Origin of the sequence: Alteromonas sp. KUL106 (assembly GCF_009811415.1) — a bacterium.
GTDB lineage: Bacteria > Pseudomonadota > Gammaproteobacteria > Enterobacterales > Alteromonadaceae > Alteromonas.
Genome location: NZ_BLIG01000052.1, coordinates 1 through 11847 on the forward strand (window position 1 = coordinate 1; position 11847 = coordinate 11847).

General features: G+C 44.7%; 11 protein-coding genes. 6 read left to right on the plus strand and 5 right to left on the minus strand.

The genetic code is table 11. The annotated features are described in order from the left end of the window. Positions 1-47 precede the first annotated feature (47 nt). Positions 48-542 (plus strand): azurin, encoded by a 495-nt coding sequence (azu, locus tag GVO63_RS18040; RefSeq protein ID WP_159581695.1) that lies wholly within the window; start codon positions 48-50, stop codon positions 540-542. Between the two features lie 159 nt (positions 543-701). Here the strand turns inward: azu and GVO63_RS18045 are convergent, their stop codons facing one another. Further along, positions 702-1409 carry a DUF6776 family protein gene (locus tag GVO63_RS18045; protein ID WP_159495313.1) on the minus strand — a complete coding sequence of 236 codons (708 nt, stop codon included), beginning with the start codon at positions 1407-1409 and terminating at the stop codon, positions 702-704. Positions 1410-1514: 105 nt separating this feature from the next. On the opposite strand from GVO63_RS18045, the gene GVO63_RS18050 reads away from it, so the two are divergent. From GVO63_RS18050 to GVO63_RS18060, 3 genes are all read left to right on the plus strand, one after another. Next, positions 1515-3191, plus strand: a complete 1677-nt coding sequence (locus GVO63_RS18050) for a chloride channel protein (protein ID WP_159581697.1) — start codon at positions 1515-1517, stop codon at positions 3189-3191. Position 3192: 1 nt separating this feature from the next. Then, positions 3193-3621 (plus strand): CopD family protein, encoded by a 429-nt coding sequence (locus GVO63_RS18055; RefSeq protein WP_159495315.1) that lies wholly within the window; start codon positions 3193-3195, stop codon positions 3619-3621. Between the two features lie 137 nt (positions 3622-3758). Next, positions 3759-3941, plus strand: a complete 183-nt coding sequence (locus GVO63_RS18060) for a hypothetical protein (RefSeq protein ID WP_159495330.1) — start codon at positions 3759-3761, stop codon at positions 3939-3941. Positions 3942-3978: 37 nt separating this feature from the next. On the opposite strand, the gene GVO63_RS18065 is transcribed toward GVO63_RS18060, so the two are convergent. Continuing rightward, a complete protein-coding gene (locus tag GVO63_RS18065; RefSeq protein ID WP_159581699.1) occupies positions 3979-4641 on the minus strand; it encodes a UPF0149 family protein in 663 nt (220 codons plus the stop codon). A gap of 247 nt (positions 4642-4888) precedes the next feature. On the opposite strand from GVO63_RS18065, the gene GVO63_RS18070 reads away from it, so the two are divergent. Next, positions 4889-6085, plus strand: coding sequence for an Nramp family divalent metal transporter (locus tag GVO63_RS18070; RefSeq protein ID WP_159495317.1), 1197 nt, complete (start codon positions 4889-4891; stop codon positions 6083-6085). 49 nt (positions 6086-6134) lie between these two features. Here GVO63_RS18070 and GVO63_RS18075 read toward each other — a convergent pair whose 3' ends face one another. From GVO63_RS18075 to typA, 3 genes are all read right to left on the minus strand, one after another. Further along, complete coding sequence (locus GVO63_RS18075; protein WP_159581701.1) at positions 6135-7310, minus strand: MalY/PatB family protein; 1176 nt, start codon at positions 7308-7310, stop codon at positions 6135-6137. A gap of 140 nt (positions 7311-7450) precedes the next feature. Further along, the gene (locus tag GVO63_RS18080) at positions 7451-7828 is read right to left on the minus strand and encodes a response regulator (protein WP_159495319.1); all 378 of its coding nucleotides are present in this window, start codon (positions 7826-7828) and stop codon (positions 7451-7453) included. Between the two features lie 183 nt (positions 7829-8011). Continuing rightward, entirely contained in the window at positions 8012-9844 is a 1833-nt protein-coding gene (typA, locus tag GVO63_RS18085) for a translational GTPase TypA (RefSeq protein ID WP_159495320.1), read from the minus strand. Positions 9845-10299: 455 nt separating this feature from the next. Between typA and glnA the strand changes: the two genes are divergently transcribed. After that, positions 10300-11709, plus strand: coding sequence for a glutamate--ammonia ligase (gene glnA, locus GVO63_RS18090; RefSeq protein ID WP_159581703.1), 1410 nt, complete (start codon positions 10300-10302; stop codon positions 11707-11709). Positions 11710-11847: the final 138 nt, after the last annotated feature.

An 11847-nucleotide genomic window follows, 5' to 3' on the forward strand; every position in this document is an offset into this window, starting at 1 on the left:
AACTCCGCCGGAAGGCGAAATTAACCGAAGTTTAAAGGACATTATCTATGATTAAGAAACTACTTGGAGGCGCTACTCTTTTCTTCTTAGCCTCCAGCGCATTTGCCAACGATTGCCAAGTTACCGTCGAAAGTAACGATGCTATGCAGTTCAATACGTCAAATGTGACGATACCTGCAAGCTGCAGTGAGTTCACGGTTACCCTAAAACATACAGGACAACTGCCAAAGCAATCCATGGGGCACAACTGGGTAATGACAACAAAAGCTAATGGTCAAGCGGTCGCTACTGATGGCATGAGTGCAGGTTTAGACAACAATTACGTTAAGCCTGGTGATGAGCGCGTGATCGCCGCTACTGACATTATTGGCGGTGGAGAACAAACCTCAACCACGTTTTCAGTTGAAGGATTGAGTAAAGACGAAGATTACATGTTTTTCTGCTCATTCCCTGGCCACAGTAAAGACGAAGATTACATGTTTTTCTGCTCATTCCCTGGCCACATTGGCATAATGAAAGGCACAGTGACGCTATCGAGCTAATTGTGCACACGATTTAAGGTCGCCAATATAGGTGCGCCATTTCCGGCGCACCTGTTCGACCGTTTCATGGTTATTTTTTAATCGCAGCATGCAATATTAACGAAGCCCCTTACCACCTAAATATCGCGAGACGTTTAAACCAGTGTCCTCATGGAAGACTTACTCTAGCTCTGTAGAAATAGCATCACTCCACGGTACGCTGAGTTTGTAGTCGTCTTTGCGCGTTTTATATTGGTAAACGGTGGTTGATAGCTCAATAGCGTCCACCTCTATGTCACTGTCGATAGAAAGCATTACGTTTACCGCTTGGAAAAAGCGAAAGCGGTATTTGACGTCCTCTTCAAGCATACTGTCCTTGCCCGAAGTTAACCTAACAGGTTCGCCATTTCGTTTTCCAACAATCGTTATGCTTAAATTTCCGTTTATTACCGCTTTATTCTGCTTCGACTGAAGCAGCACCATTCTCAGCTGATAGCTTCCATCACCAAGTTTAAAGGCTTCAACACCTTCAATCGCAAACCCTGCATCGGTTTTTTCAGGTGCCATTACTCGCTCGTAAAAGCTGATGAGTTCTTGCTGTGCTTCTATTTCTTTTTTCTGCTCACCTAACGCACTGGTAATTTTTTCCGTCTCTAAAGAGGCAAGTTCCACTGCGACCTCAAGCTGATTTACCTTTGTAGTTAGAGCATGATTTTCCTTTGAAAGAATCGCGATGGTTTCTTTCTGCGCCTGAACTTTTTTACTGTCGCCCTCATCAATCATTCGAGCGACTTGATAGCCAAATCCCACCATGGCTAACATGATAACTGCCACCAGCAGTGACCATTTGTAGTCCCCTAATATGTCTTTTAACTGATCGGTTGTCATGATCTCTTCATCAACAAAAGTACAAAACGCTAACGCGTTCTTAATATTATGAATTTTTAGTGTTTATGGTAAGCTGCTAGCTACGTTAACCTACTGTACCATAACATGCGCTTGCAGGCTTTAAGAGAGGAAGTAGCTCATCCACGCACATCCATTCAGTTGTGCATGCTAGGCATTGTAGGGGGAACCTGCGCGGCGCTCATTATTATTCTGTTTCGGCTATGTGTTGAATGGCTGCAGGAAACAGGGGTGTCGTCACTTAAATCGTTTCTCACTCACGACGGGTTAGTATGGTTTGTCATGCCGCTGATAAGCGTGGGCTGCATACTTTTTATTGCTTTTCTTACTGGTTTCAAACATTACCGCCTCGGCATTCCTTTTGTTATCCATAGAGTAAAATATTATTACGGCTATGTACCTTTAAGAACCACCATCAATCAATTTTTTGGCGGCATGCTCGCTTTAGCGGGTGGTTTTGTTGTGGGAAGAGAAGGCCCCTCTGTACATATGGGCGCATCAAGCAGTAGCTTTCTAGGCCAGTGGCTTCGCCTGCCCTACAACAGCATTCGCATTCTTGCCGGATGCGGAATTGCAGCTGGTATTTCAGCCTCATTTAATACGCCCTTTGCCGCCGTCATTTTTGTGATGGAAGTGGTACTGCGAGAATACAAAATCCATATTTTCGTTCCCATCATGCTAGCCGCAGCCTGCGGGTCGGTACTCACACGTATTGTATTTGGTGAGGTCAACGAACTTTCGTTTTTATCGTTCAACGCGTTCAGTCAGTGGATGTATTTCTATTTAGTTCTTTTAGGTATCCTTCTCGGTGTATTAGCCGTGTTGTTTAATAGTCAGTTAATGCGGGTAATGACGTTATTCAGACCGGTATCGATGGTGTGGCGCCTTATACTCGCCGCCTTGATCACAGGCACTATCGGCATGTTTATACCTGAAGCCCTTGGCGCTAACTTTATCGACGTCGAACGTTTGTTTGATAGCTCTCCAGGCGCACTGCTGCTTGTCTCAACACTGGTGTTCAAAGTGATTCTAGCCGTCTTCGCCATTGGCTTAGGTATACCGGGGGGGATCATAGGCCCTGTGATGGTCATCGGCATGCTAGCTGGCGCCGTGTTGCTTCTACCTTTGTCGTACTTTATTAATGTGCCTGAATTTACAAATAGCTTCGCGCTACTTGGCATCGCAGGTATGTTAACTGCTGTATTGCATGCCCCGCTCGCTGCCCTATCAGCAGTGATGGAGCTTTCTTACAGCCCTCAAATTATCTTGCCCGCTATGCTTGTTATTGTGCCGGCTTATGTTACTTCTACGCAATTTTTTGGAAACCGCTCCATATTTATACGGCAGCTAGATTATCAAAATCTTCCCTATGCGATTTCTTCTATTCGAGAAGCCCTTGAAAAAACCGGTGTACTGGCTGCCATGAACACAGAATACAAGCTCTTTCATGATGCGCCAGAGGCAGCGCTTTCCAACTATTTGGAAAATAACCCGACAAAAATTGTGGTGCAGAAATCAAAGTTTGAAATAGATGTGCAGTATAAACTGGTCCAATACAACGTAAGTTTGGAACACGATGCAACAGCGCTTAACTACTACGATATGGAGGGCATTAGTGCACAGTCCACTCTGCACGAGGTATATGAACACCTAAAAAACTCGCGCTCTGGTGCAGTTTATATTTACGACCAAGAGCTTAACGATATCATTGGCGTAGTTACCTGGAATATTTTGCAAAGTTTTTTACAGAAGGCCCAATATTAGTATGTACATTTTATGGTTTAAGGCACTGCATATCTTTTTTATGTTGGCATGGATGGCAGGACTTTTTTACTTACCACGACTTTTTGTTTATCACGCCACCACTCAATCTCAAATCGTAAAAGACGAATTTAAAGTCATGGAACGCCGTTTATGGTTCTTTGTAACACCATTCGCCTTGTTAACTCTGGTATTCGGCGTTGCCCTTATTGTCAGTTATGGTGGCACATGGTTTAAAATGTCTGGGTGGCTCCACATAAAGTTATTGCTTTTACTTGCTATTTACGGCTACCACATCTATTTGTTTAAACTGTTGAAACAATTTGAGCGAGATGAAAATAGACATTCTCCGCGATTTTACCGATTCTTGAACGAAGTACCGGTATTAGCAATTCTTGCTATAGTTTGTTTGGCAGTGGTAAAACCCTTTTAGATTGGACATTCCCTCGGGGCTTGAAAAAGGAAGTATTCAACGCCTCGAGCTGAAGCGACAATAACGATGCGAGCACAGAGAACACCGAGTTCAAGCTGTATCTCGGATTTAATTAAATGTACTTTTCGGAATACGACATGGACGACAGTAATCAACATCTCAAAGATTTGCTTAAACAAACCGACTTGGCATTTAAAGCCTTGATGAGGGAACCGGCTTCTTCACGCTTGAACGAGCAATACGAAAAAGCAAAGCTAGAGCTCGATAGTTATACAGCCTCACTTAAACATACGTTAAATCAGCGTCAGCATCAGCGATAGCGTTGGCCGCAACAAGGAGTGCGAACGCTTGCGGCTACTATCGCGTTTTCGTGAACGTTTCAAATTGATTGGGTAATGCACCAGCCAATTCTCCCGATAGCTTTGTGTAATCCGCAAGAACGGAAGGCAGCTGTCTTATCAGTAACAGCATGTTGCTTTTGAGCTGGGCGGCTTGTTTTTGATTGCGATATGACAGTGCTAAATCCACGTTTGCCAGTGTAGAAAACAGCTTTAAACAACGGGCCAATCGCGCCTCAGGCGCTTCGCTACTCGTGTCTGCATGCTTTTTCTCGAACTGTTGCCACGCACTTTCCCAAACTGGCTCTAACAATTTATGTACGTGAAGTAGCCCTGTTAGCCAACTTTCTAAAGCTGTCGATGGACGCGAAAAGTCACCTGTATCCTCAGCCACAGTCAGTTCATTAGGCAGAGGTGACTTCTCTTGACGCATAAAATCTAAGTGGGCGCGCAAACCGTTCATTAACCCATCAGCGAGTTTATCCACGTCTTTATCTACGAGTTTACCGTCACTTGATTGTATTAACCAAGGCATCCATTGCTCGGGCATGGGAATTTCTGGAGAGGACGCAACAGCGAAGATCATTCCATCCACCTGATAATAAGATGGTAGCACCGTCCTCATGGTAGGCAACGACACAATATCGCGAATCATAGTTATCGGAAAACCGCTTTTCACCATTAATATCCTATTTTAATTTGCGTTCTATTTCGTGAAACGGTAGGCTGCGCGGCCACTTTGCTAAGGGCGTATCTTTTAACCTTTTACCACAGCGTCTTAACGGTAAAAGCAAGAGAAAATGACTTGCCAGCATTGGGTTCGCGACAATAGGTTTAAAGCCAATCTGTTACTGTATTGGTTTAGCGGTACTGTTGCGTGCTCGCCTACCTATTGTCATGATAGCAAAACTTAACTAAGAGTCGTTGCAATGGCAAAAGATAAATCAGGATATATCATCGCGGCCGCATTTATCGGCCCAGGAACAGTAACCACAGCAAGCTTAGCAGGTGCCAATTTTGGGTTTCACCTTGTCTGGGCGCTGCTTTTTTCCATTTTCGCCACCATAGTGCTGCAAGACATGGCAGCTCGATTAGGCGTGGCAAGTGGACAAGGCTTAGCCAGTGCAATGAAGGATATGGCATATAAACCTTGGCTAAAAAATGCGTTTATTTTGCTTATTGTCAGTGCTATCGGTATTGGTAACGCGGCCTACGAGTCGGGAAACCTCACGGGGGCCGCCATCGGCTTAGATGCCTTTATAAGCATAGGCATAGGCCCATGGGCCAGCGTATTAGGCACAATTGCAATTGTTTTGCTTTGGTCCGGAAGCTACAAATGGATTGAAACCGTTCTCGTCTATTTGGTGTTTATCATGGCCGGGGTATTTCTGGTGACGCTTTTGGTAGCAAAACCAGATATTGCAGCTATGTTTAGCCAATTCATCTCTCCGCGCTTAGATGCTGACGCAATTACCACCGTGCTTGCACTAATAGGCACAACAATCGTGCCCTACAACTTATTTTTACATGCAAGTCTCGTTGCGAAATCTTCTAAAGGGCAAAATAAACATGATGCAGTTATAGCTTGCCGCAATCAGTCGGCCAAAGCAATTAGCATGGGCGGCCTTATTACACTGATTGTTATGGCTACGGCCATGATGGCGTTTTTCAATCAAGCGGCAACCATGGACGCGTCTAATATGGGAGAACAACTCAAGCCCGTTTTAGGCGATAAAGCACAATGGTTTTTTGCACTTGGTTTATTTGCAGCAGGACTAACCAGCGCCATCACCGCGCCACTCGCCGCCGCTTATGCGGTAACCGGTGCGCTTGGGTTATCTGACGATATGCAAAGTAAGAGCTTTAAAGCAGTATGGTTTATTATCATCGTTATTGGGGTCAGTGTAGCTGCGCTCGGCTTTAAGCCTTTACCTGCCATTTTATTCGCGCAAGCGACCAATGCCTTGTTACTTCCTATCATTGCCATATTTTTGCTTGTGGTGATGAACAAAAGCACGGCGCTTGGCGAGTTTAGAAATACGTGGAAAAGTAACTTGGCGGGCTTTGTCGTAGTAGGCACCGTTATTGCGTTAGGTATGTATAAGCTTGCAGGTGTATTCAGCTAAAAAAGCAAACTTTGGGGCAGAGTCATGGCTGCCCCCAAATTTATTCAAGCTAGCTCGCAAGGCGCTGCAGAATATCTTGCAGCATTGCTTTGCTGCACCCGAAGTTAATTCTGAAATGATCCGCCTTGTGAAAGTCTATACCAGGAGATGGCCCTACCCCTTTTTCCTCCGCCCACAATTGAACATTTTCTACACCCAGCCCGCTTGCATCAACCCACGCAAGGAAGGTTGCATCTGCTTTTAGCATACGCAGCCCATCTATGTTATTAATGGTATTGAACACCATGTCTCTGTTTTCGCGAAGGTATTCACGTTGTGCCTGATGCCAGTCGTCACATTGAGTGAACGCGGCTTCTGTTGCAGCAAGTCCTAAGACGGTAACCCAAGGTACGATCCCCGCTGCGGCATTAGTAAACGCCTGGCGAAGTTGACGGTTGGGGATAATAGCAAATGACGTACCTAAACCCGCTACATTAAACGTCTTGCTTGCGGCCATTAAGGTTACGCTATTTTCCGCAAGCATTGCTTCTCGCCCCGCAGGAATATGCTGTTTCCCATCTTCTAAAATGAGGTCACAGTGAATTTCATCCGAACACAGTTTTACATTGTTTGCATTACAAATATCAGCAATACGTGCCAGTTCCTCTTTTGAGAGTACTGAGCCGACTGGGTTCATTGGGTTGCAAAGAATAAACAATTTACACCGAGGGTCTGCCGCTTCTCTTTCCAGCGCGTCAAAGTCTAGCGTATATCTCGCACCCTCAACGTCATTAATTGTCTCGGAAATATCGCCATTAGCATGTTGAATAACCGTACCAATATCAACACGTTCCAAACCATTTAATTTAGGTGCAGCTAAAAGTGGTGGATAGTTCGGGGTTTGTATGAGCACCTTGTCACCAGGCTCACAATAAGCTTTACAAGCGACGTTGAACGCAGGTACCACGCCAGGTGTCCAAACTAACCATTCAGGCTGAATGTCCCAATGGTGCTTATCTCTGAGCCATCTGACCACCGCTTGAATTGCGCCTTCATGGTGCGCTGGAAGAATGTACCCCATATTTCCGTGTTCCACATAACCTGATATGGCGTCTAATATTGGCTGAGCACAACGAAATTCGGTATCGGCAACCCACGCAGGGATAACATCTTTTCCTTTGTACTTTTGCCATTTAAACGAGAAGGTGTCTTTTCGAGGGGGAGTATTATCGAATAACGTGCTCACATTACATCCTGTTGCATAATAACTTGTGGCAACAGTGTAGAAGTTTCCTACGTTATAAACTAGGGGAATTAGGCGATTTAACGAGAATTCGCTATATCGAAATGTACTTAATTAGAGATAAATCACATCACATAATCATACTACTTATCGCGCACTGCTACTTCTTTGGACTTTTGAATTAACTCTTTCATATTTAATGGCTTGGCTAAAAAACCCGTTACGTGAAGCTTGCGTGCTTCCATCACTAATGCTTTATTAGGGTCTGCGGTAATAAGTAAGAATGGGACGTTAAGGCCAGACGAATGGCAGGTTTTTAGAAGGCTTAGACCATCATAATCGGGCATGACCTGATCGCTAATAATCAAGCTCAATGAGTCAGCGGTTTGTTGTAACAAAAAGTCCCGAGCAAACTTGCTGCGTGTAAACGAATAAACGGTTGCATCTAGCTGCGTTTCTAGCGCATCCGTTATCATATCAAGCGTGATAGGGTCGTCTTCAACTACGGCTACAGAAAACAATACACTCCCCTTAACAATCAGTCAGTCGTTTTAATTGGTACACACTAATATTGTAAGCATAGGTAGGTAAATTATCTTTGACCACTAACCATTGGTCGAAATTTGAGTGATAAATACTACGCCAACTAAAAAAAATGCCAGCAAACGCTGGCATTTCAAGATCAATTAAAGCCTTAAAAAGAATTAAGACTTAGGTGCACGAGACGCGCGCTTACGTTCGTTCTCTGTAAGAAGTTTCTTACGAATACGAATAGACTCAGGCGTTACCTCTACAAGTTCATCATCATCGATGAACTCAAGCGCTTGCTCAAGAGACATTCTGATCGGTGGAACAAGTGTTTGCGCTTCGTCAGTACCTGATGCACGAACGTTAGTAAGCTGCTTGCCTTTAAGGGCGTTTACAGTAAGGTCGTTGTCACGGCTGTGAATACCAATAACCATACCTTCATACACTTCTACACCGTGGCCGATGAATAGGCGACCGCGTTCTTGAAGGTTAAACAGCGCGTTAGTCAATGCTTTACCGTTTGCGTTCGCAATAAGTACACCGTTTTTACGCTTACCAATGATACCGCCTTTGTACGGACCGTAGTGATCGAACGTGTGATATAGCAAACCCGAACCCGACGTCATTGTCATGAATTCTGTTTGGAAACCAATTAGGCCACGGCTTGGAATAACAAAGTCGATACGTACACGACCTTTACCATCTGGCGACATATCGGTCATTTCAGCTTTACGCATACCAAGCTGTTCCATGATTGAACCTTGATGCTGCTCTTCACAGTCGATAGTCAAGGTTTCGTATGGTTCTTGCGTTGCGCCGTCAACTTCTTTAAGAATTACTTCTGGACGTGATACCGCAAGCTCGTAACCTTCACGACGCATGTTTTCGATAAGAATACCAAGGTGAAGTTCACCACGGCCAGATACGCGGAACTTGTCCGGATCTTGCGTTTCTTCAACGCGAAGTGCAACGTTGTGTACTAGTTCGTCTTTAAGGCGTTCTAGAATGTTACGCGACGTTACGTACTTACCTTCTTTACCTGCAAACGGTGACGTGTTTACTTGGAACGTCATGGTTACGGTAGGCTCATCAACCGTTAGTGGAGGAAGCGCTTCTACTGTGTTCACGTCACAAATAGTGTCAGAGATCTTAAGTTCGCCAAGACCTGTAATTGCAATAATGTCACCCGCGTGAGCAGATTCAACTTCGTGACGAGCAAGACCAAGGTAGCCATATACCAAGCCAACTTTACCGTTGCGCTTTTTACCATCAGCAGTAACAACCGTTACTTGTTGGTTAGGCTTAACAGAACCACGCTTAACACGGCCAACACCGATTACACCTACATACGAGTTGTAATCAAGCTGAGAAATCTGCATTTGGAATGCGCCGTCGATATCTGCATCAGGCGCAGATACTTGGTCAACGATGGTTTGGAACAACGCCGTCATATCGTCTTCTTTAGTATCCGCATCAAGTGATGCCCAACCGTTAAGTGCAGAAGCATAAACAACTTGGAAATCCAATTGTTCGTCGGTAGCCCCTAGGTTATCGAACAAGTCGAAAACTTGGTCTATTACCCAATCAGGGCGAGCACCTGGCTTGTCAATTTTGTTGATTACAACAATCGGCTTAAGACCTTGCGCAAACGCTTTTTGCGTAACGAAACGCGTTTGAGGCATTGGGCCTTCTTGTGCATCTACAAGTAGAAGTACAGAATCAGCCATCGACATTACGCGCTCTACTTCACCACCGAAATCAGCGTGTCCTGGAGTATCGACGATATTGATACGGTAGTCGTTCCAGTTAATCGCTGTGTTCTTAGCTAGGATGGTAATGCCACGCTCTTTCTCGATGTCGTTCGAGTCCATTACGCGCTCTTCTTGCTCGCCTCGAGACTCGAGGGTGCCAGACTGCTGTAACAGTTTGTCTACCAAGGTGGTTTTACCGTGGTCAACGTGGGCGATGATTGCGATGTTACGCAACTTATTTATATCAGTGGTATTCATGCTTATATAGAGCCTGTGTAAATCAACGACTACTTCAATTCAGTGGAAAGGAGTATGCGTTAGATTTGTTGCAAAAAAATGCAGATAGAAAATTTGCGCGGATTGTACAGAAAAACCACGGCATTTGCGCATCTTTTTTTTGGTGGATTGGTGTTTTATTGCTTTTCAGTAACTTGTTTAACAATTGACCGTTCCTGTTGCACCGAATTGATCATATTAGGTAGCCATATGCAACAAAGTATTCTAGGCTGATTAACGTAAAAACAAACCAATCACCATAACGGTGCACCAAAGCACCTTTATGGTGCATTTTGGTACAAGGGGAAGTGGTTGGTTCCCGTCTATGCCAGAGAAATCGGCATACATATAGATGGCATGATAATCGCTTTCACTTTTTTCACTGTTGGGTTGAAGCTGATCATCCCGCATTTTTTACATTAAACCTGGAGGACACGATGTCGATTGATAAGGCATTAGAGCTGATTAAAGAAAGTGAAGCGAAGTTTGTAGATTTACGTTTTACCGATACCAAAGGTAAAGAACAACACGTATCTATCCCTGCGGGCCTAGTTGATGAAGAGTTTTTCGAAGAAGGTAAAATGTTCGACGGCTCTTCTATCGCTGGCTGGAAAGGCATCAATGAATCAGACATGGTTCTTCTTCCAGATGCAGACAGCTGTGTAATCGACCCGTTTGCTGAAGAAACACAGGTTAATATCCGTTGTGATATCGTTGAACCTTCAACAATGGAAGGTTACGAGCGTGACCCTCGCTCTGTTGCACGTCGCGCTGAAGAGTATCTTAAGACAACAGGTATCGGTGATACCGTATTCTTTGGCCCAGAGCCAGAGTTTTTCCTTTTTGACGACGTTCGTTTCCACACCGATATGGCAGGTTCTTTCTACAAGATTGATGCTGCTGAAGCGAAGTGGAACTCTGGTGAAGAGTTCGAAGGCGGCAACATGGCGCACCGTCCGGGCGTTAAAGGCGGTTACTTCCCAGTACCACCAGTAGATTCTGCACACGACATCCGTGCTGCAATGTGCTTAATCATGGAAGAAATGGGCCTTGTTATCGAAGCGCATCACCACGAAGTAGCAACAGCTGGTCAAAACGAAATTGCTTGCCAATTCAACACATTGGTTAAAAAAGCTGACGAAATTCAGGTTTACAAGTATGTAGTACACAATGTCGCACACGCATACGGTCAAACCGCTACGTTCATGCCTAAGCCACTTGTAGGCGATAACGGTTCTGGTATGCACTGCCACCAATCGATTTCTAAAGACGGCGTAAACATCTTCGCGGGTGACAAGTACGCAGGCCTTTCAGAAGAAGCGCTTTACTACATTGGCGGTATTATCAAGCACGCGCGTGCAATCAACGCTTTTGCTAACGCTTCTACTAACTCATATAAGCGTCTGGTTCCTGGATTTGAAGCGCCGGTAATGCTTGCATACTCTGCACGTAACCGTTCTGCGTCGATCCGTATTCCTCACGTAACAAGTGATAAAGCGCGTCGTATCGAAGTTCGCTTCCCTGACCCAACGGCTAACCCATACCTAGCGTTCACCGCTATGCTTATGGCTGGTATTGACGGTATCAAGAACAAGATCCACCCTGGCGATTCAATGGATAAAGATTTGTATGATCTACCGCCAGAAGAAGCAGCTGAAATCCCAACAGTTGCAAGCTCGCTAGAAATGGCTCTTGAAGCACTTGATAACGACCGTGACTTCCTTAAAGCAGGTGGCGTTATGACTGACGACATGATCGATGCATACATCGCTCTTAAGTCTGAAGAAGTAACCAAACTTAACATGACAACTCACCCAGTTGAGTTCGACATGTACTACAGCGTGTAATTATACTCTGTATAGCTAGTTACAAACTAAGCCCGCTTTGCGGGCTTTTTTTATGTCTGTTTATTATCCGCTAAATTTAGGTGTATAGTGATAGTGTTGATTGATAAAACGCAGTTCTACAGCAATACTAGTTCATCG

What these genes read in the sequence shown, in the direction of transcription:
- azu (WP_159581695.1), top strand. Translation starts at nt 48, where the DNA reads ATGATTAAGAAACTACTTGGAGGCGCTACTCTTTTCTTCTTAGCCTCC.
- GVO63_RS18045 (WP_159495313.1), bottom strand. Translation starts at nt 1,409, where the DNA reads ATGACAACCGATCAGTTAAAAGACATATTAGGGGACTACAAATGGTCA.
- GVO63_RS18050 (WP_159581697.1), top strand. Translation starts at nt 1,515, where the DNA reads ATGCGCTTGCAGGCTTTAAGAGAGGAAGTAGCTCATCCACGCACATCC.
- GVO63_RS18055 (WP_159495315.1), top strand. Translation starts at nt 3,193, where the DNA reads ATGTACATTTTATGGTTTAAGGCACTGCATATCTTTTTTATGTTGGCA.
- GVO63_RS18060 (WP_159495330.1), top strand. Translation starts at nt 3,759, where the DNA reads ATGGACGACAGTAATCAACATCTCAAAGATTTGCTTAAACAAACCGAC.
- GVO63_RS18065 (WP_159581699.1), bottom strand. Translation starts at nt 4,641, where the DNA reads ATGGTGAAAAGCGGTTTTCCGATAACTATGATTCGCGATATTGTGTCG.
- GVO63_RS18070 (WP_159495317.1), top strand. Translation starts at nt 4,889, where the DNA reads ATGGCAAAAGATAAATCAGGATATATCATCGCGGCCGCATTTATCGGC.
- typA (WP_159495320.1), bottom strand. Translation starts at nt 9,844, where the DNA reads ATGAATACCACTGATATAAATAAGTTGCGTAACATCGCAATCATCGCC.
- glnA (WP_159581703.1), top strand. Translation starts at nt 10,300, where the DNA reads ATGTCGATTGATAAGGCATTAGAGCTGATTAAAGAAAGTGAAGCGAAG.